The organism is Acinetobacter sp. ANC_7503 (genome assembly GCF_056780035.1).
In genome coordinates this window covers 15575-37222 of the sequence record NZ_JBWYJA010000001.1, presented here as the reverse complement: position 1 = coordinate 37222, position 21648 = coordinate 15575, and the positions used below count along the sequence as shown (strand labels likewise).

Here is a 21648-nt window from a genome sequence, read left to right as displayed (position 1 = left end):
TTATTGGTTCTATTTTAGTCAAGAACAAAACCCAGCCAATAGACACCTCACGCTCAAATAAAAGATAGGGCAATTGCTGCCCAAAGGAATTCAAGATGAATGCAATTAATTCTCAGCTTATAACCACGGCTCAACATACTTTAGAAAAAAAATTAAGCTTACCATTAGAACTAAAATCAACTTTACCTGTTAGTCCGATAGTTTCACTTCAAATTCGTCAACATCGCCAAACAATACAAGACATTTTAGCGGGTCATGATCCACGTTTATTGGTCATTACTGGTCCATGTTCGATTCATGATCCTAAAGCAACCCTCGAATACGCACAAAAATTAAAACAACTGCAAGAACAAGTCAAAGATCAGATTTTCATCGTGATGCGTACTTATATTGAAAAACCTCGCACCACTGTAGGATGGAAAGGCTTCTTGTATGATCCAGATTTAAATGGTTCAGCAGATATGCAAAAAGGACTTGAACAGTCTAGATCACTCTTCATTCAAATTGCTGAAATGGGTTTGCCGTTGGCCACAGAAATCTTAAGCCCAATGGCAACAGGATATTTTGATGATTTGATTTCATGGGGCGCGATTGGGGCGAGAACAAGCGAATCGCAAATTCACCGTGAAATATCTAGCCATATGCCTTATAGCATTGGGTTCAAAAATGGTACAGATGGATCAATCCAAATTGCATTGGATGCCATTCAGTCCGCTTCACAACCGCATCAATTTCTTGGTTTAAGTCAAGATGGTGGTCCAAGCATTTTATCTTCAAAGGGTAATCCGCACGCACATTTGATCTTACGTGGATCGAATCAGGGTACAAATTACCAATTCGCTGAAATTAAAAAGATTCAAGAAAACAATAACCATGTATTACCAGCTTTGATTATTGATTGTAGCCATGGGAATAGTGCTAAAAATCCATTGAATCAACCTGCTGTATTAAAGCGTATTGTGAATGAACGACCTCAAACACAAGTCCGTGGCGTCATGCTAGAAAGCTTTTTAGTCGATGGCAATCAGAAAATTTCTGATCACATGACTTATGGTCAATCAGTGACTGATGGATGCTTGGGTTGGTTAAGTACAGAGCAATTGATTTTGGATGTTGCTCAACAACTCTCCTAATATAATTCGTAAAAAAGAACCCATGAAATATGGGTTCTTTTTTTTTGCCTTTAAGATTTGAATGTTTGTTTAAAGCATTAAATATTTGATGAAACAGCTGAAATAACCTTATATTTCTATTAGTATTTTAAGTATTTAATATTTATAACTTGGGGAAATTAATGTTCAGTAATGAATTACTTAGCGAAGCTCGGCAATTCATGTTCAGATTGCTTAAAAGCGTTTTTGACCATGAGGGATCAGATTTATTTATTTCAGCTGATTTTCCTCCAAGTATGAAACATCAAGGTTCAATGAAGCCTTTAAGTTCTCAAGCTTTGACTGCAGAAAAAACAAAACTATTCGCTTATAGCTTAATGAATGAAAAACAAAGAGCAGAATTTGAGAGTGAATTAGAATGTAATTTTGCCATTAATGTCCCAGATGTATCGCGCTTTCGCGTGAATGTTTTTCAACAGCAACTTAATGTAGGGATGGTCATTCGTACCATTACCTCTGAAATTCCAAACTTTGAAAAGTTGAAATTACCAGAAACATTGAAAGATGTGGTAATGGAAAAGCGAGGTTTAATTCTAGTGGTTGGTGGCACTGGATCGGGTAAATCTACTTCACTTGCTGCCATGATTGATTACCGTAATGAGAACTCAGCAGGGCACATCATTACTGTAGAAGATCCAGTTGAATACGTGCATAAACATAAAAAATCAATGGTCACTCACCGAGAAGTCGGAGTGGACTGTCACTCATGGCATAATGCGCTTAAAAATACACTTCGTCAGGCACCAGATGTAATTTTAATTGGCGAAATCCGTGATACGGAGACCATGGAGCATGCGATCGCTTTTGCAGAGACTGGTCATCTGTGCTTAGGCACGTTACATTCGAATAATGCCAATCAAACCTTGGATCGAATTATCAACTTTTTTCCTGAAGAACGGCGCAATCAGTTGCTTATGGATCTTTCATCAAATATGAAAGCCATTATTTCTCAACGTTTAGTTCGAACTGAAGATGGTGTCGGACGTAGAGCTGCTGTAGAAGTCATGCTAAATACACCTTTAGTTTCTGATTTGATTTTGAAAGGTAACTTTCATGAGTTGAAAGAAATTATGACCAAGTCGCGAGAACTTGGTATGCAAACATTTGACCAAGCATTATTTGATTTATATAACGAAGGTGCGATCAGTTATGATGAAGCCATTCGTAATGCTGACTCTAAAAATGAATTACGTCTACAGATTAAGCTAAAAAGTACACGCGTCCGAGAGAATGCTGAAACCTCTTCACAAACCTTCAGTATGTTTGATGAAGATGCAGAGAGCTAATTAAATAAAAAAGCCTTCATCTGAAGGCTTTTTTTTGGACAAATTTTTAGCTATCTAGACCGCTTTAACTTTAGTTTGAACAACGAAGCGGTAAAACAGCAAGCTCAAAAGCGTCAATATCGCGCATAATATATATGCAATCGAATACTGATAGTGTGTGATCACAATACCTAGAATAAAAGAACCTAATGCGATGCCAATATCGTAAAAGGTGTAAAAAGTTGAACTCGCATGTCCAACTCGTTCACGTGCTACAGCTTGAATGGCTTGCGTTTGGAGACATGGCTGAGCAGACCCAAAGCCTATACCAATAAAGACAGCAGATATCAATAATCCGGCAGCAGAATGAATTTGGCTTAGAATGAATAGCCCAATGCTAAAGCTCACAATCGCTGGATAGACAACGTAGGCAGGACCCTTAGAGTCATATAACTTTCCTGTGAAGGGTCTTAGAATCATCATGGAAATTGCAAAAACAGCAAAGAATAAGCTCGCATAGGTCAATAAATTTTTTGATTCAGCATATGTCGAGATAAAAGACATGATACTTGCATAAGAAAATGAGATGAGCATCGCCATCATCGCAACAGGTAAAGCTTTAATCTCAACAAAATCATGAACACTAATTTTTGTTTTGCGCTTAACAGTTTGAAATTGTGTCTGGATCGGAATCAAAAAGCAGAACAAATAACCAATAAAAACAATTGCAGCTAAAAGTGTAGCCACTGGAATATATCCCCATGGTTGAATGAGAATCAAGCCCAACATGGGTCCTAGTACAATGGCAAGATTGACTGACATGACAAAATAGCCCATGCCTTCACCTTTACGCTGATTTGGAATGAAGTCATTGACGATTGGTATCATGGCAGTGGTCAAAATACTGAACCAAATTCCTTGTAGTAACCGAATGACCAGTAATAGGGTTAGATTATCAGCAAAGATATAAGCGAAAGAGAGCAGTACAAAAAATGACTCAGAGATATAAAGTGCTTTTTTAAGCCCAATCTTCTCGATAATGAGACCGGTAAACGGTCGTATTGCGATCGATGAAGCTAGAAATAAAGTCAGTGCAAGCCCAGCTTGGGTAATATTACCATTTAAATCATTAAGAATATAAATTGGCAATATCGTTGTCTGAGCAAAATAGAAGATGAAAATAAATAAGTTATTAATTAGACACAGAATAAAAGATTTATTCCATAGATGCTCAGCATGTATAGAAGACATAGACAACCTTGAAATATTGAACCATTAAAAGCTTCAATCTGTGCCAAATAAAATTATTTTTGGTTTTGGTCAGCAATGAAGTAGGGAGAGAAGTTGAATTAATTATAATCAAATTACATGAAAATTACATCAAAAAGTGAGCCATTCATCCGAAAATGTATAAATAAAAAACCAGTCCGTAGACTGGTCATAAATATCACAAACCTGATTCATAATCTGTATTTGAGAGAAGTTGTTCTACATCTGCCAAATTAGATGGTTTAATTTTGTAGATCCAGCCTTTGCCATAGGGATCATCATTTACAAAATCTGGATCATCTTCTAGATTTTCATTAATTTCTACAACTACACCACTTACAGGAGCATGAATATCAGAAGCTGTTTTCACAGACTCAACTACACCCGCTTGTTCACCAGCAGTCAATTCACGACCTACTTCAGGTGCTTCTACATAGACAAGATCACCCAATGCATCTTGTGCGTGATCTGAGATCCCAGTAACAACGAGATCACCTTCAATACGTACCCATTCGTGTGTGCGAGCATATTTAAGCTCTGAAGGATGATTCATCACGACTCCTCAATTCGATTTGAAAAATTTTCTTGTGTTATACAGTGTTTTATTTAAAAACGAAAGTTCTATAAATATGGATCTTTACGCCAACTGCTTGGACTTCGACCACTCCAACGTTTAAATGCACGACTGAAATTCGCAACATCTGAATAACCGAGTTCATCTGCGATTTGTTCAAGTGAATAGTCAGTACGTGACAGTAGGGAGGTTGCATGACGATATCGAACTTCATCCACTAAGGTTGAAAAAGAAGTTCCTTCTGCAGCCAACTGACGTTTCAGTGTACGATCAGACATATGCAGGCGATCTGCCACATTTTCAATACTTAAATAGTGCTGTTCAGAATGTGTCAAAATATCGCGAACACGCATTGAAATTCGACGGCGTTCTCCAAGCTCTGATAGTTCTGCTTCACACTGATTAATTGCAATTTGACTGGCAATCGGATCTGCGTTAACCATCTTCAGGCCTAAATAACTTTTATCGAAACTGGCAAGAAAATGAGTCTGGTCAAAATGAATAATCGTTTTGGGATGTAGACGACTGATGTATTTGTCAAAGCCTTCAGGTTTCGGGAAGTCAAAATTAATTTCGCCATACAAATCATTAATGCCTGTAAGTGCTTTTGCCATTGTAATGACACCAAAAGTTAAAGCCATGACAATTTCAGTTCTCAGCGGTTCAAGATCAATATCACATTGTAACTGCAAAGAAACTTGTTCTGTAAATGTCGAGAAATGAAATTGCAGAAAAGGCATACGCAGTTGTATAAAGCGATTGGCTAAAATAAGTGCATCAGTAATCTCATTCGAGGTCATAATGGCATAGCCAATAAAACCATGGATAGAAATCCGCATTTGGTTTCCAAGATGATAACCAAGAGAACTTTCACCTGTCATTTTGCGCGCGAGAATAATCATCTCATTCGCTACATGTAGTGGAATTCTAAATTCAGGATCGGCAAGTTGCTCGTTGGTGAATCCAAAGGGAGCGAATAGCGACTCAGCACTATAACCCCAACGAGAAACAACATCTAAAAGTAAGAGTCCGTAAACACCTGGAATGCCTAAATCTGGGCGAACTGAAACTGTTTTCATGTGCGATCCATTGCTTTACACAATTTTTTTCATAATTTTTGGTGAAAATAATACTGACATAAATTCCAGATAGAAAATACCAATTTTGTCGGACAAATCTAGTGTGAAACCGATGTTTAAGCCTTAAAAACGACAATTTTTGTGGTTGAAATCAACAAAACATCACCATGCTGATTTTTTGTTTGTGTGACATAACTCACAATTCCGCGATCTAGCTTTGTTTTTGAAGGATTGATAGCAACAATTTCAACTTCCACATGCAAACGATCACCAGCACGAGCTGGTTTTGGCCATCTTAAGCTTGACTCTGAACCGATAAGCCCCTTGGCAATTGGAAAACATTCAGTCCAAAGACGCATGGTAATGGCTGACGTTTGCCAACCACTGGCTGCGATACCTTGAAAAATAGGATGATCTTTCGCAGCCTCTTCATCAGTATGAAAGACTTGAGGGTCGTATTTTTGTGCAAATTCTTTAATTTCTTCGAGTGTTAACTCATATTCACGACTTTTAAACTGATCACCCACTTTTAAATCATCAAGATAAAGCATCTTCGTCTAATTCCTTGTCTTTCACTTTTTGTTCAACTAAAAATCCACCCGTTTGGCGTTGCCAAAGTTGGGCATAAATTCCATTCTGTTGAATCAGCTCATCGTGAGATCCTTGTTCTACGATATTTCCTTGATCCAAAACAATTAATCGATCCATTTGAGCAATTGTTGAAAGGCGGTGTGCAATTGCAATTACCGTTTTACCTTCCATCAAGTCATCAAGGCTTGCCTGAATCGCAGCCTCCACTTCTGAATCGAGTGCGCTGGTTGCTTCATCTAAAATCAAAATTGGAGCATCTTTTAGGAATACCCGTGCAATTGCTATACGCTGTCTTTGCCCACCAGATAATTTTACACCACGTTCACCCACATAAGCGTCATATCCTGTCTGACCACGTAGATCTGTAAGCTGAGGGATAAACTCTTCTGCTCGAGCTTTACGGACAGCTTCATACATTTCTTCATCAGTCGCTTCAGGTCGACCATATTTAATATTCTCAGCAACACTTCGATGCAGCAAAGAAGTATCCTGCGTCACGAGAGCAATGTTTTTTCTTAAACTATCTTGGGTGACTTCATCAATCGCTTGGCCATCGATATAAATTTTACCTTGTTGGGTTTGATAAAAATGAAGTAGTAGTTGGATCAGTGTCGATTTTCCAGCACCAGACCGACCGACAATTCCAATTTTTTCACCCGGTTTAATTTCTAAATTCAAGTGATTAATAACATTTTTTTGATTATATGCAAAGCTCACATTATCAAATTTAATCGCACCAGAGTGTACCTCGAGTGGCAGTGCAGCTTCTTTGTCTTGAATTGCTATTGGTTTGGCTAGCGTGGTCATCCCATCTTGGATGGTACCAATATTTTCAAATAAGGCTGAAGTTTGCCACATCATAAAAGAAGCCATACTATTCAGCTTTAAAATCATGGCTGTCGTTGCGGCGATCACACCGATGTTTGCTTCACCAATAAACCAAAGCCAAACTGCTGTACCTAAAACGCCAAAGAATAAAATTGCGGTCAGTAGATTAATGCTAATTTCATAAGCAGTTCCCAGACGCATCTGGGTATACACCGTCTTCATAAAAAGTTGCATAGACTCTTTGGCATATTGGCTTTCACGACCAGCATGTGCAAACAATTTTACTGTTTGTATATTTGTATAAGCATCAGTCACACGACCAGTCATCACCGCGCGTGCATCAGCCTGCTTTTTTGAAATTTTTCCAAGTCGCGGGATAAAGAAGGATGCCGCGCCAATGAATAAAATCAGCCATGCCATCAGGGGAATAAGGAGAAGAGGGGAGACGTTTCCTAAAACCACACTGATGGTAATAAAATAAATCACCACATAAGTAACGATATCCCCCAAAATTACCCAAAATTCACGAACTGCAAGTGAAGTTTGCATGACTTTAGCTGACAATCGACCTGCAAAATCATTATGAAAAAAGTCCAAGCCTTGAAGAAGTAATAAATTGTGAAAACGCCAACGCAAGCGCATTGGAAAGCTGCTGAATAATATCTGATGCCTTATGATTGATTGCAAACTTGCAAAGAAAATATTAGCAAGTAGAAAACCAGACAAAATCATCAGATTTGTTTGGTTATTTTCGAGAAAATTTTGAGGCGTCGATGCGGACAACCAATCAACTAAATGACCAATTTGAGAGAAGAAAATAGCTTCAAATGAAGCTGTTGCTGCAGTAAATAACACCAACACCAAGAGATAGCGCTTAACTCCTGATGCTGCTTGCCAAACAAATGGAAAAAATTTCTTCGGCAAGGGCTGATTTAAATCTTTGGATGGATATGGATCAACGAGTCTTTCAAACCACTGCAGCATACGACTAATCTTAATTCATCTAATCAAAACTCAGTTTACTGTGTCTTGAGGAATCTTGAAATCATTCCCAGAAGGAATCTGGAATATTTTTAATCCAAACTCAGGAAGAATCGCCAAAAGATGATCAAAAATATCGGATTGGATCGCCTCATAAGCCACCCATGCTGTCGTATTTGTAAAAGCATAAATTTCTATAGGCAAACCTTCACCTGTCGGTTGTAATTGACGAACGATTAAGGACTGATTTTGTGCAATACCTGGATGATTTTTTAAATAGTATTCAATATATGCGCGGAATGTTCCTAAATTGGTTAAACGACGTTGGTTATTGACCCCATTATTTGCGTATTGCTGATTAAAGTTTTTTAACTCAGTTTGTTTCTCATCCAGATACTTTTCTAAAATCAGAAATTCTTTAAGTTTGCTGTATTCCATTGCAGATAAGAAGTGAACACTATTTTGATCGATATAGAGTGCACGTTTAATACGACGAACACCTTGCTCTTGCATACCTCGCCAGTTCTTAAAAGTATCTGTCACCAAACGATTGGTCGGAATAGTGGTATAGGTCTTATCAAAGTTTTGTACGGTCACCGTATGTAATGACATATCAATGACATCGCCATCCGCATTTAAGGTTGGCATTTCAATCCAATCACCAATCCGAACCATGTCATATGAAGAGATTTGAACTGAAGCCACTAGAGATAGAATTGTATTTTGGAAAACCAGCATGAGCACTGCTGCCATTGCCCCGAAACCTGCCAAAAGCGTGAAAACATCTTTTTTAAGAAATGTTCCTATGACCATCAGTGCACAAACAACAAAAATAATGAGTTTAACTAACTGTAAATAACCCTTAATTGGCTTATTGTGAGATTTAGGATTACGTTGATAAATAATATTAAAAATGGTGAGAAGCTGACTAATTGCCAAGGCAATGGTTAAGAAAATGAAGGCTTGTGCAAACATCTGAATCAATGTAATGACTTTTTCAGACAGGTGAGGAACCGTCACAATTCCATTCATAATCACCAATGCTGGGACAATGTTTGCAATTCTTCGAATAACGCTATGTTCCGCTAAGACATCACTATAACTAAAACGTAGTTTGCTAATAATTTTGCGAATACCACGGACGACCACTTGTTTAGCAATAAAATTTGCGATAAATGCAATGAGAATAAGAATGCTCAGAGAGGTCAACATCTCTAACCAAGGAAATTGATCTGACCATTCTTGGATTTGAGTTACAAAATTTAATCTGTCCAACTTGATCACCTCTAAATGAATTGGTATTAGCTTAATGGTTTAAGTTATTAAATTTATTAGAGTTAACGTTTATCAAACAGAATAGATTAAATTAATTACTTGAAATAAATTTTATGAACTTCTATTTTAAATAAAATTAATGTGAATTAAGTCACACTATAAAATTTCCTAGATTATCGTCATTACATTTTTAAATTATAAAGCTTATCTTGTAACCAGATTTTTTTTCATTCTCAATCTCACTGTATTCTTAACCTACACGAAAGGTCCTGAAAGAAGCATTATTGAGCTTTTTCATTTTTCAGCATTTTGAAAATGAAAAAATAATATGAGAAAATCAATCCATTATTTTTTTGAGCTCCCCCAAATACCATCAATTGAAAAAAAATCGAATTAGAGAATAGAAGGCGAGCGCAGAAAATTGATAGACTCATCTCGTGATGGTTGGAAGCAGCAATATGACTTAAAGCATCTTAATCGTGAATTTATACCTGCTACACCGCAATCTGAATCACACATTAAGCGTAAAAAAAGCCTAATAAATTAGGCTTTAGAGTAATTTACCACATTAAATCATCTGGAATAACATAAGCTGCATATGGATCTTCCTCATCTGTAATAGCTTCATTTTTCTCAGCATTATTCACAATAATAAATCCTTCGACTTTTTCATTAATCCGCTCAGATAGCGCTCTTGGTAGAACTGCATAACCGGCTTGATCTTTAGCGATGACTAATGTGCCTGCCACGAGTGCATTGTAAACTTGTTGATTAATATAAATTTTCTTGATTTTATTTTCATCAACGAACTGGTAGCTGATTTCACCATCAATATCTTTGATTTTATGTTGACCAATCATTTGCACTACTGCTGCACGTAATGCTTTTTCATCTTGCTGGCGTTTGATTTCAAGATTAAGATTCTGATCTTTTTCTAGTTTTTGCTTTAAATCTTGTTCAATTTTAGCTTTAATCTCAGCTTCGTTGCTTTGACCCGTGCGTTGCTCATGCACAGCTTGTTTAGAAAGTTTTTTAGCCTTTTTTTGATCGACTAAACCAGCTTTGAGCAATTGTGCTTGCAAGGCATTTTTTACCATGAGTAATACCAACTACGATTTTTGAAAATAACAATGACGGAAATATAAAATCCAATAGATCAGGGTCAGTAAAAAACTTAAACCTGTAGGAATTAAAAATGCTTCTAATTGTAAATAAGGATAGCTGAATGCCGCAACAGTACTGCCAATAATAAAACCAAATAAAATCACTAAATGCAAAATAACTTTTCTGGATTCCGTTGTAAGACCTCTTACAAAATATCCAAATGCTAAACCAAGATCGGTTAAGACACCAGAAAGGTGAGTCGTGCGAATAATCGCACCTTTATAATGACTTACCATGGCATTTTGTACACCCATCGCACAACATGCCCATAGCAGCGCATAATGAGGATAGTAGGGAATAAATACCCAACAGAGCAGAATAAAAAAAGTCACTAAACTCAATGGTAGACCATATCTGCGTCCGAGTTTAAATTGACTATTCCCCAATATCAGACCGCTAAAACTAGAGCCTAAAACATAACTCAGGATAATAAGAATCAGAAAAAATACAGCTTTGAAATCATGGTCAATAAGACCGATCGCAAGCAGACTTGCATTGCCTGTCATATGTGAAACTGACTGATGTAATAGAGAAATGAGACCCAAAACGTTGATCATGCCTGCATTTACTGCAAGCATGAAAGCCCCAAATTGTACCCAGTTTGGAAGGAATTGAAATGGCATATCTTTCATTCTAAAAGTTTATGCCATGAATATATTATTTTGAAGGAGCGCGATCAACCGCAGCAGTAAACAATACATCTGTAGATGAGTTGAGGGCTGTTTCAGTTGAATCTTGTAGAACACTGATCACCATACCTATTGCTACGACTTGCATAGCCACATCAGGTGAGATATTGAAGAGCCCACAAGCGACAGGAATCAATAACAGTGAACCACCCGCTACACCTGAAGCACCGCAGGCAGAAACAGTAGCCACAACAGAAAGAACAAGCATTGTAGTAAAGTCAACGGAAATACCAAGTGTATTCACCGCTGCTAATGTTAATACAGTAATCGTTACTGATGCGCCCGCCATATTAATTGCAGCTCCCAACGGGATTGCTACACTCGCTGTCGATTCATTCACGCCCAAACGCTTGGCAAGATCCAAGTTCACCGGAATATTTGCTGCTGAACTACGGGTGAAAAATGCGGTGATCCCACTTTCACGTAGACATTGAATAACCAATGGATAAGGATTTGAACGCGTAACAAATGCCACCATAATTGGGTTAATTACAAGTGCAACAAAGAACATAGTCCCTAATAGAACAGACAATAATTGTGCATAACTTGCTAAGGTTTTAAGACCTGCATCTGCAAAAGTCACTGCAACAAGTCCAAAAATACCGAAAGGTGCAAAACTGATGACAAGACGAATCACGTGATTCACGGCATTCGCAGCATCCGTCAGACACTGTTTTGTGGTGTCTGTGGCATGACGAAATGCTATACCAAGTGCAACAGCCCAACCCAAAATCCCAATAAAGTTTGCTTCACTTAATGCAACGATAGGATTCGCAACAAAACTGAGTAATAAATTTTTAAGAATTTCAGTCAAGCTGCCAGGTGGCTGTAAATCAGCTTGCGCAGCGACATCTAGGAAAAGAGTGCTTGGAAATAAATTACTCACAACGACAGCAGTTAACGCAGATAAAAACATACCTACGGCATACATCATCATAATGGGTTTGATTTTCGCACTGCTGCTATCACCAACTTTAAAGTTTGCAATCGAAGAAAGGACCAAAACAAAAACAAGGATTGGTGCAACAGATTTAAGGGCTTTAATAAATAAATCACCCAGCAAACTTAATTGTGGTGCAACTTGAGGGAAAAATATAGCCACCAAAACGCCCAGAATAATGGCGATAAGGATTTTGGTGACTAAACTCAAACGTGCTAGAGCAGTGAACATAACTGAACCTAATAATGCCGAGTCTGGCTTAAAATCGGATAAATAAGTCGGGTATTCTATACTTAAAAATGATTTTAAATATAAAACTTATTCATAATAAAAATTAAGTGAATCAAATCACTGGATTTTTTTTGATAATTCTTACTTAAGAATATCAAATTCTTATGCAAAAGATGATTTATTTTCACTGAAATGCGGGTCTAATTCATATACTGCTTGGAAATGAGTGAGGTATATTTTACCTGTCAGATGTTGTATCCAGTTGGTTGAATTTAAGCGATCCATAACAGGACCTTTGACTTCGCTTAAGTGTAGTTGAATATTGAGTTTAGATAACTCAGAATTCATTTCCTCAAGAGTCTCTAAAGCTGAGTAGTCAATATTACTGATACTGGAACAGTTAATGACAACATGTTGAAGCTCATCATGTTCGCTAACTTCTGAAATAATAAATTCCTTCAGGGTGTTTGCATTGAGAAAACTCAAATTTTCATCAATTCTCACCGAAACGAGCCTTTTACTGGTAATAACCTGGTGTCTTGAAATATTTCTAAAATGCTGCGTACCTTCAACGAGACCAATCACTGCAATATGTGGACGACTAATTCTCCATAACAGCAACACAAATGTTGAAATAATACCCACCATTAAGCCTGTTGTAATATCTACACACAGCACCCCTAAAAATGTAAGAGCCATTGCTAAACCATCTGCTTTGGAATATTTCCAAGCCTCTATAAAGGGTTTAATTTCAACAAGTTTCCATATCGACACAATGATTGTTGCAGCCAATACTCCTAAAGGTAAATATTCAAATAGGCTTGTAAAATATAGACTGACCACAATAATAAGTAGGGAGGATAAAACGCCAGCCATAGGTGTTTTAGCACCAGCATCAGCATTGACCACTGTGCGTGATAAGCTACCAGTGACAGGAAATGCGCCACTGATTCCAGCGCCAAAATTTGCAACACCGAGTGCAACAAGCTCTTGATTACTGTTCAAATTGCTACGTGATTGAAAAGCCGTAGCTTGCGCGATCGAAATAGATTCAACGAAACTCACCATAGCGATCATTGCTGCACCAGGAAGCAGTATTTTCACCATGTCCCATGTCCAGTACGGCATTTGAATAGGAGGTAATCCACTTGGAATTTCACCTACTGTTTTAATTCCATAGACAGTTAAATCAAAGGATTGAACCAGTAAGATTGAAAATAGCACTAAGCATAACGGTAATGCTTTTTGTACTAATTGCATTAATTTTTGATGATTTGAAAATGCTGGAATTTTAAGTAATTGTGGTAAATAAATGAGCGCTAAAATTGAAGCTAAACCCAAAGATAAGCTGGCCAAATCATATAAAGAAATATATTGAGCCAAACTCGTAAAAAATTCGATTAAATTACTGGATTGCAATGGAATATTAAGAATAAATTTTATTTGACCTAATGCAATTAAGACGGCTGAAGCAATGATAAAACTCTTAATCACAGGATGGCTAATGAGACGAATCAAAAAACCAAATCTGAATAATCCCAATAAAAATGAAATTATGCCAACCATTACTGCTAGCAAATACGCAGCTTGAATATAGACTGGTGAACCCACTTCATATAATGGCTGTAGCGTGGCAAAAGTCATCATAGAGATTAATGCAACTGGACCAATTGAAAGGGTAGTACTCCCTCCAATCAATGCATAAGCAATCATAGGGATAATACTGGCATATAACCCCATAATTGGAGGTAATCCTGCAATCATGGCATATGCCATGCCTTGTGGTACAAGCATTGCAAGCACGATCACAGATGCAAGAAGATCAGATTTAAAATCTTGAGTATTGTATTTTTTTAACCATTTCCAAGCTGGGATGATTCGTTCCACAGAATGCTTCGTTAAATCCATACAAATCTCTAAATCACATTTATATATATATTATGCATAAAAAGTGATAAACAAGCACTGAGTATTGTTGATAAGGATCATCAAGAATTTGATTAATGATCCTTAGCGTATGAATTTAATCGAATATTTTTTTAAAAGGTTGTATCTGTTCAAGCTGATAAGCGAGATCTATCAGTAAACGTTCTTGTCCCAAATCAGCAGAAAGCTGAATACCTATCGGTCTTGAATCTAATTTGGTCATACCCATCGGCAATGATATCGCTGGAGCACCTGCGATATTTTGAATAGGTGTGAATGCCACATAATTCCTTAAACGCTCAAATAAAACATCAAATTCGAGGTGAGGTGAAAGATATCCAATTTGAGGCGAAACATGCGCTAAAACTGGCGAAAGGATGACATCATATTGTTGGAAGATTTGTTGATAGATGCGTTGGATTTGCTTTAAACGGTATAAAAATAAAGGGGTTTTATAGAAATTTTTCTTGTACAAGTTTGCAAGCCCAACTGTTAGATGATCTAACTCATTCACGTTAAAATCTTTGCTAAGTAGCGGTTTTCCAAACTGTTGAATCATAAATGATAAAAAACCCCAATAGTGGCTGAAATCATCTACAAACGAATCTGGAATAGGAAGTGAAAATTCTTCAATATGATGACCTAAATTCCTGAGTAATTGAGCAGTAGACTCAACAGTTTGACGGGTCTTAGCATCAGTATTGGTTTGCAATGAATCATAAACAAGACCAATCCGTAAAGGTTTGCTGGATGGATGCTGGATTAAGCCAATTTCGGGTAATTTTTTTGGCTTATATTGTTTTTCCATTTCAGCAAAGAAAAACGCGGTATCACGCACAGAACGTGTTAAAACACCATCTGAAACAAGGTCAATTGGTAAATACTGCGAACCTTCATTTGGATACCAACGACCACGTGTCGGCTTTAAACCGACTAAACCGCAATTTGCTGCAGGAATTCGTATCGAACCACCACCATCATTTGCATGTGCAATTGGTACTACGCCTGATGCAACGAGTGCCGCAGCTCCACCTGAAGAAGCTCCACACGAATAATCAGTATGCCAAGGATTGCGTGTGTAATCCCCAGACTTAAATTCTGTTGAAGCATTTAAGCCAAATTCAGGCATTTTGGATTTACCCAGTGCAATTAAGCCTGTATCTAACATTTGTTGAGTAATTTTAGAATTTTTGATCTTTTCCTTGGATTTGAACGATGTTGATCCTTGTTGCGTAGGAAAACCAATAAGATCCAGATTATCCTTAATAAATGTAGGGATTGCAGAAAAAATCTGATTTGGTTTAAAAGTAGGCGATTTAAGTATTTGTTCGAAGTTTTCGAATTCAATTGCATTTAGCAGAGGATTTACGAATTTTGCGCGTTCAATCGTAGCTCTTAAAACTTCATCAATTGAGATGTCTTTAGATTGAATTCTGTTTGAGAGCTCAATTGCATCACTTGTACCTAATATATCATCCGTGAAAGCATGAATTCTTTTTTGATTATCCATAATCGATTTTCTTTAAAATTGACTAAGCATATGTATACACATGAAATATTGATTTGTCGATTGACCAGAGATGGATTTGCCACAATTTCGCATAATGTATATTATGTTAAATAGGATATCTAGAACAACAACCCTGAATATGGGTTTATATAATTTGTGATGGCTAAAAATTCAGTATCAAGAAATCTTAGATAAAACTCGTCTTTGAAAAAAACTTTTGATGAAAGAATTAGATGTACTACATGCTCTGATCAAATATCACTTGAAGAATCTAAAAGCAGAAGAAGTTGTAAAATACCGAGAAGAAGTTTTGGGTAAGGAAGACTAACTACCCTTTTATTCTTAAATTTAAGACTAGAGTCCACCATTAGATAGCGTGGACTCTTTTTTTTAGACAAATAAAAAGCATCTTACGATGCTTTTTACCTAAATTATTGCTTACGTTTACGATGCCATTCAATAAATTGTTGCACCCTTGGATGTGTTAAAACATCTTGCAAATTCATAATATAGTATTTGCAATAATAAACATCTTTCCCCATTTCTGTTCGATAAGGGATTTTGTGTGCTTCAATTAACCACCCATCTTGCCTTAATTCACAAATACGGGCTGCTGAACTAACACAATCAAGCTTGTTACCCATTTGTTTATTTGTCGGCTGATCACCAGACAATAAAAACATTAAGATTTCAGCTTTATTTGTACCCAATTTCGGGAGTTTCCCGATAATTGGAGTCATTTTTGGCATATCACCAAAGTCTAAAAATTCCATAATGGAATCCTCTTATTACAGAGAGACTTTGATCACTATAGTGTCATACTCGTGAAATTAAACTAGCATTAATATAGGTAAAGCATTTCAATTCGATTTGCTTTTCGCTATAATCACGAGGCTTTTTGAATGAGCATCTCGAACGAAATTCAGCTTGACTAAATTTTGAATAAGATGTAATTCTAAACTTCAACACTTCGTTTAACGCTTTTAAGAGTGACATTTTTGATCTCCGTCTCTCACTTAAAGGTTTGTTGTGTTCTAGATTTGAATGAAAGGGAACTAGGCGGCCACCTAGTTCTTTTTCTATATCTAGTACACAGGTAACCGCTCAACCACTATATGTTGAGCATTGGGATGATTTTATTATAAAAGCTATGACAGTGGAAGTTTGTAGCGTCTAGATGTGACGCAGAGAGCGTCTAAGAGAGTATTACTGCAACCCTATACCTTGGGTCAAATTCACTTGAATATGCAGAAATAAGCGGGAATAATGAGATAAAAACATGACATTTAAGATATTTTGATTTAAATTTAACCAGTTTGCTATCTATATGCCTAAAATTATTTTTTTTGTAACAAATGATTTCCTAGTTGAATTTTATAATATTTACAATCTGAATACTGCTTCTTTTGCATATTCTTCTCGGTCAGTCCATCGACTGCTAATATTTTTCTTTCGACACCATTCATAGGCTTTATAACCCAAATACTCTCGTGTCTTTAAAAGATTTTTTTCTGTAACTTGCCCACCATCTTTGGTATTATCATTCCAACCATAAAAGTAAATTTTATCTGCATCTTCTACATCCCTTTTATATATAGCTATGTCTTGAGATGATACACGTTGTGTTTCTAAAGCAATTGCTGGAATAGCCTTATTGAACTCATTAAAAAAAGCAAATGGGGAAAACTTATTTAAAGGATCGTATTTAATACCTAAAACTTCACAAAGTTTTTTATAAGTCTCTCTAGGAAGTTTATCATTGATTAAAAAGCCATTTTGGACTTCAACAACAAAACTAAAATTTTTTATACGAACACCAAATAAGAGAATAAACGGTGATTCATCAATAAAAAAGAACACATCAAAAATTACATTATTTTTTCTAAAATTAAATTTATATCGTTGAATGCCTTGGCTTCTCATACTATTAAATAAAGGAACCAGACCATCTAATTTCATATAATAATTCTCTTTTGTCATTCTGAAGTCGCATAACTTCATTTTATGTTAAATAGGATATCTTTAACAGCGCACCAATACTAGCTAATGTCTTGTTACATTGCATAAAACAACGAATGATTAGAATTCAATTTGAAAAATTAAAAAAACTAAAACACAATCTGTAATTTTTGATGGACCATTGAGTATATACAGCAACGTTCTCAATTTTTGTCTAGCTCAGGTTATAATGCTCATCTTACACAATTCAGTTGATCTACTATGAACACCTCCAATGACCCTTTACATGGCAAAAAACTTGCTGACATTTTAGATGAGTTATTGGATTACTACGGAGGCTTTGAAGGATTAAGTCGTAAAATTGAAATTCGTTGTTTTTGCATCGACCCGAGTGTTAAATCATCTTTACGATTTCTACGGACTACACCATGGGCACGTGAAAAAGTAGAAAGCTTATATTTGTATGTTCTCCGTCAAAGAGCTAAACATAAATTCTAGCCAACAAAAAACTTAAGCTATGTTTAACTTTTTATACCCAATTGTAGAATAGCCTTAATGAGTATCTATCGTTTTTGTTCACATCGTGTAGTTATGGGTGGAAGCCCCACTCTCCTACTACATTGAACGACGATCAATCATCTAAATCCAGTCTTATCAAGTCTAGAGCTAAAAGCTATAATATGTTTTTAAAAAGTTTTAGATCATATGCTCGAACTCATTCACTCATATCCTCAAGCCAAATTGGTGAATACTTTCCAAGCATTAGCGAATGAAGTTTTTGAAGACCATGTCAATGCTTTATGTTGGTATAGGCATTTAGATTACAATTTCAAAGAAATCGTTGAAAAACTTACACTCATAGAAGATATTACTGAAATTTCCATCGCACAATTAGAGCAACTCAAACTTTCAGACTCTGCAAGCAAAGCGAGAGACGTTATTATTAATGATATAATGTTGCTCACCGAATTGGGTGCATCGCCGTCTTTAAACTTAATCAAAGAATATCAGCGTGATGAAGAATTGGATTTTATCAGCACTGATGTATATTCTTTTCATGTAGATCGATCGCCATTAGCAACGGATACATATCTGTGTACCTATTACGGGGCGGCTAGCGATATTATTTCCAATGATCAGGTTGAACAAAAAATTCATATCCCAGAAATCCGTCAAAAAATTAAATCATTGTTTGATGGCGAAGACCATGAGTTTGACGATTTTCTTGCAGAGACCTATATGGATCTTCACTATCAACCTAAAAATGGTGCAACACCTTTAAATTTAGGAATTGGTCATCTCTGGCGTTTGGCTGTAGATCATCCTGATCAGAAAGTACTTCCTTGTGTTCACCGTGCTCCAAAAGATAATGCAGGACAACTCAGATTACTCTTAATATGTTAAGGAATTCCTTGCTCAATTTAGGCGAGTAATTCTTTTTCAGTTTCAAATGGGTTAAAGAAATTACACCAAACGATTGGTCCTAAACTCATCTCCGAATCAGTAAGTAAACATTGATCAAAATTTTGGATTAATTGCTCTTTATCCATCTCTTGACCAATTAAAACAATTTCCTGTCTGGCATCACCCGTTTCCGGATGCCAACTCGATTCAATTGCCTGAATAGATTGCGTATCTTGTGGCCATTCCTCTTGTGGTACCGAAGCCCACCAATATCCTGCTTGACCATGCCGAGCCATACCTCCAGCTTGTGACCAAGACATAGCCATTGTTGGTTCCGCAGCAAGCCAAAAAAATCCTTTTGAGCGTATAACACCTTTCCATTCTGAATGGATAAAATTGTAAAAACGTTGTGGGTGAAAGGGTCTTCTTGCTCTATATACGAAACTTTCGATTCCATATTCTTCAGTTTCAGGCTTATGCTCTCCTCTCAACTCTTTTAACCAACCAGGTGCTTGTGAGGCTTCATCAAAATTAAAAAGCTGTGTGTTGAGTATTTTATCGAGTTCAACCTGACCAAATGTAGATGACTCAATTTTTGCTCTAGGGTTAAGCTTTTTGAGAATCGCATAAAGCTGGGACTTCTGATGCTCATCGATTAAATCAGTTTTGTTTAGAATAATAACATCACAAAATTCGATTTGATCTATCAGTAAATCCACAACAGTACGTTGGTCAAATTCTCCAAGTGATTCGCCACGATCATGAAGAAGATCATATGAACGATAATCACGTAAAAAATTGAATGCATCGACTACGGTCACCATGGTATCTAAACGAGCGTACTCATTTAGAGATACGCCGTCTTCATCTTCAAAGGTAAATGTTTCGGCTACAGGTAGAGGCTCTGATATTCCGGTAGATTCAATGACGAGTTGATCAAATTTTTTCTCTTCCGCTAATCGTCTTACTTCTACTAATAAATCTTCTCTCAAAGTACAGCAAATACATCCATTACTCATTTCAACGAGTTTTTCTTCCGTTCGTGATAATTCCGCCCCACCTTCTCTGACTAAAGCCGCATCAATATTGACTTCTGACATATCGTTCACAATTACTGCGACACGTTTTCCTTCTCTATTATTTAAAATATGATTTAAAAGTGTGGTTTTTCCTGCACCAAGAAATCCAGATAGCACAGTGACAGGTAATTTATACGGTTGTGAAGAATCAATATTCATGGTGAGTTACTCGTTTTCATGTTCAACCACATCATTTGATCGCTTATTGCAATCAATGAATGATCTTGATTTTTGAAATAACCTAAATCATAATTGTTATGTTATAACATTTCAATATGTTTATTATTTAGTTAAACTTTAATAAAATTTATTTATAGTGGTTATAAGTTGTATTCATCACTATATAATCATAAGTAAAACTAAAGAATCTGTGACTTAATTTTTATAATCATATGAGCATATAACAATGAATTTAATCAATCTTATTATTCGTACCACTTTAAGTACTTACCTGTTACTTGGAGTTTCGAATACGTATGCCGTGGTTGCAGGCGGAATGGTTTCTACTGACTACCATTGGAACAATATTCCTGCTAATGGCTTTGCAACACTTGAAAATCAAATCATCATTACCAATGAGCCAGGAAATGATGGTAATACATTTTGGGCCAATCAATTTTCATTAAAAAATGGAAATATCGGTTATGTTGGATTACAGCAACGAAGCAATGATGAGAAGTATTTAAATTTCTCAATCTGGAAAACGACATCTTGGAAATCAGGATACCCTGCCTATTGCAGACAATTTGATCATGAAGGTGATGGCGTTCAATGTGACTTACCTTATGAATGGAAAGAAGGCACGAAATATAATTTTAAGATTGTGAAAAATAATGACAGTACAGTCTCAGCTTTTGTTAAAGACATGGGTACTGGTAAACAACTTGAAATTGCAAAAATCAATGTGCCTCAGACCTGGGGTGGTTTTGATAGTTTAGCTACATTTACCGAAAATTTCAGACAGCACCAACAACCCAACGGTATTTATGGCTATAACAGTTGTAATGATGTTCATACATCTGTTTCTGCCACCTATTCTGCAATAGCAAACTCTTCAATTAAGTCTAAATCACAAACGACTAAAACTTATGGAAATTGTGTACAAGTGGCATCAGCGCATTGCACGGATGATTCTACTTGCATTTCTACTGTGAATAATGCCAATTACACCCAGCAAAAACCTTTCATTTTGAAAAATGGTGCACGAGGTTTTTGTGCAGATAGCTTGAATGGTGGTCAACAAATGGGATTGTATTCATGCGATCCCAACAACGGCAATCAACGTCTGAGTACGGATCACACCCATCGCTTATATTTAACTCATCGGGATGCGTGTTTGATGGGCGATGTTACAGATAATTTCGTTAAAGTTGCGCCGTGCAATAATGATAGTAGTCAACGATGGATGTATAGTCGCCACACAAGCCAATATATCAACTTAAAAACAGGTCTATGCCTTGATGCCGCTGATGGTGCAAATAGTATGGCACGCCTACAAATGATTGGATGTCAAAGCAATAATTCATATCAAACCTGGAAAATTACACGTTAACTTATTAAATTCAGAGCTTTAGCATTTAAAGCTCTGAATTTTAATGCTGAAATTTTAATTTTTTTGCTTTCTTTGAGTGACTCGTACTAATTTTAGTACAATTTGATATCTAAATTAGAGATTTTACTCATAGATAAACCAGCTCACTCAGGTTAAAAGC

General features: G+C 36.4%; 19 protein-coding genes. 5 read left to right on the top strand and 14 right to left on the bottom strand.

Translation table 11 applies throughout. The features are described 5' to 3' along the window. Positions 1 to 95 precede the first annotated feature (95 nt). Together AC1M9M_RS00150 and AC1M9M_RS00145 are read left to right on the top strand one after the other, a co-directional pair. On the top strand, positions 96 to 1133 hold the full coding sequence (locus AC1M9M_RS00150; protein WP_481595270.1) for a 3-deoxy-7-phosphoheptulonate synthase: 1038 nt from the start codon (positions 96 to 98) through the stop codon (positions 1131 to 1133). Between the two features lie 161 nt (positions 1134 to 1294). After that, positions 1295 to 2458, top strand: coding sequence for a PilT/PilU family type 4a pilus ATPase (locus tag AC1M9M_RS00145; protein WP_179997983.1), 1164 nt, complete (start codon positions 1295 to 1297; stop codon positions 2456 to 2458). Between the two features lie 54 nt (positions 2459 to 2512). On the opposite strand, the gene AC1M9M_RS00140 is transcribed toward AC1M9M_RS00145, so the two are convergent. The 13 genes from AC1M9M_RS00140 to AC1M9M_RS00080 form a co-directional block, all read right to left on the bottom strand. After that, complete coding sequence (locus AC1M9M_RS00140) at positions 2513 to 3688, bottom strand: MFS transporter (RefSeq protein WP_481595269.1); 1176 nt, start codon at positions 3686 to 3688, stop codon at positions 2513 to 2515. 196 nt (positions 3689 to 3884) lie between these two features. Then, on the bottom strand, positions 3885 to 4259 hold the full coding sequence (gcvH, locus tag AC1M9M_RS00135; protein WP_035267502.1) for a glycine cleavage system protein GcvH: 375 nt from the start codon (positions 4257 to 4259) through the stop codon (positions 3885 to 3887). A gap of 68 nt (positions 4260 to 4327) precedes the next feature. Continuing rightward, the gene (locus AC1M9M_RS00130; protein ID WP_179997980.1) at positions 4328 to 5359 is read right to left on the bottom strand and encodes an AraC family transcriptional regulator; all 1032 of its coding nucleotides are present in this window, start codon (positions 5357 to 5359) and stop codon (positions 4328 to 4330) included. Between the two features lie 116 nt (positions 5360 to 5475). Further along, a complete protein-coding gene (locus tag AC1M9M_RS00125) occupies positions 5476 to 5910 on the bottom strand; it encodes a MaoC family dehydratase (RefSeq protein ID WP_035267505.1) in 435 nt (144 codons plus the stop codon). Continuing rightward, positions 5897 to 7762 (bottom strand): ABC transporter ATP-binding protein, encoded by a 1866-nt coding sequence (locus tag AC1M9M_RS00120; protein ID WP_481595268.1) that lies wholly within the window; start codon positions 7760 to 7762, stop codon positions 5897 to 5899. The genes AC1M9M_RS00125 and AC1M9M_RS00120 overlap by 14 nt, the downstream gene beginning before the upstream one ends. 30 nt (positions 7763 to 7792) lie before the next feature. Then, positions 7793 to 9034 (bottom strand): mechanosensitive ion channel family protein, encoded by a 1242-nt coding sequence (locus AC1M9M_RS00115; RefSeq protein WP_228143075.1) that lies wholly within the window; start codon positions 9032 to 9034, stop codon positions 7793 to 7795. Between the two features lie 560 nt (positions 9035 to 9594). Next, the gene (locus AC1M9M_RS00110) at positions 9595 to 10131 is read right to left on the bottom strand and encodes a DUF2058 domain-containing protein (protein WP_481595267.1); all 537 of its coding nucleotides are present in this window, start codon (positions 10129 to 10131) and stop codon (positions 9595 to 9597) included. A 12-nt stretch (positions 10132 to 10143) separates the two neighbouring features. Continuing rightward, positions 10144 to 10821, bottom strand: a complete 678-nt coding sequence (locus AC1M9M_RS00105; RefSeq protein ID WP_481595266.1) for a YoaK family protein — start codon at positions 10819 to 10821, stop codon at positions 10144 to 10146. A gap of 34 nt (positions 10822 to 10855) precedes the next feature. Beyond that, positions 10856 to 12058, bottom strand: a complete 1203-nt coding sequence (gene sstT, locus AC1M9M_RS00100; protein ID WP_481592583.1) for a serine/threonine transporter SstT — start codon at positions 12056 to 12058, stop codon at positions 10856 to 10858. A 162-nt stretch (positions 12059 to 12220) separates the two neighbouring features. After that, positions 12221 to 13966, bottom strand: a complete 1746-nt coding sequence (locus tag AC1M9M_RS00095; protein WP_481595265.1) for a SulP family inorganic anion transporter — start codon at positions 13964 to 13966, stop codon at positions 12221 to 12223. Positions 13967 to 14081: 115 nt separating this feature from the next. Further along, positions 14082 to 15494: an amidase gene (locus AC1M9M_RS00090; protein ID WP_481595264.1), complete on the bottom strand. Its 1413-nt coding sequence runs from the start codon at positions 15492 to 15494 to the stop codon at positions 14082 to 14084. 431 nt (positions 15495 to 15925) lie between these two features. After that, complete coding sequence (locus tag AC1M9M_RS00085) at positions 15926 to 16267, bottom strand: helix-turn-helix domain-containing protein (RefSeq protein WP_481595263.1); 342 nt, start codon at positions 16265 to 16267, stop codon at positions 15926 to 15928. A gap of 610 nt (positions 16268 to 16877) precedes the next feature. Beyond that, positions 16878 to 17453: a DUF6037 family protein gene (locus AC1M9M_RS00080; protein WP_481595262.1), complete on the bottom strand. Its 576-nt coding sequence runs from the start codon at positions 17451 to 17453 to the stop codon at positions 16878 to 16880. Between the two features lie 261 nt (positions 17454 to 17714). On the opposite strand from AC1M9M_RS00080, the gene AC1M9M_RS00075 reads away from it, so the two are divergent. Together AC1M9M_RS00075 and AC1M9M_RS00070 are read left to right on the top strand one after the other, a co-directional pair. Beyond that, positions 17715 to 17951, top strand: a complete 237-nt coding sequence (locus tag AC1M9M_RS00075; RefSeq protein WP_481595261.1) for a VF530 family protein — start codon at positions 17715 to 17717, stop codon at positions 17949 to 17951. A gap of 207 nt (positions 17952 to 18158) precedes the next feature. Continuing rightward, positions 18159 to 18857: a DUF1826 domain-containing protein gene (locus tag AC1M9M_RS00070; protein WP_481595260.1), complete on the top strand. Its 699-nt coding sequence runs from the start codon at positions 18159 to 18161 to the stop codon at positions 18855 to 18857. Positions 18858 to 18874: 17 nt separating this feature from the next. On the opposite strand, the gene zigA is transcribed toward AC1M9M_RS00070, so the two are convergent. Then, positions 18875 to 20095, bottom strand: a complete 1221-nt coding sequence (zigA, locus tag AC1M9M_RS00065) for a zinc metallochaperone GTPase ZigA (protein WP_481595259.1) — start codon at positions 20093 to 20095, stop codon at positions 18875 to 18877. Positions 20096 to 20342: 247 nt separating this feature from the next. Here zigA and AC1M9M_RS00060 point away from each other — a divergent pair, with 247 nt between their 5' ends. Next, the gene (locus AC1M9M_RS00060) at positions 20343 to 21488 is read left to right on the top strand and encodes an RICIN domain-containing protein (protein ID WP_481595258.1); all 1146 of its coding nucleotides are present in this window, start codon (positions 20343 to 20345) and stop codon (positions 21486 to 21488) included. Positions 21489 to 21648: the final 160 nt, after the last annotated feature.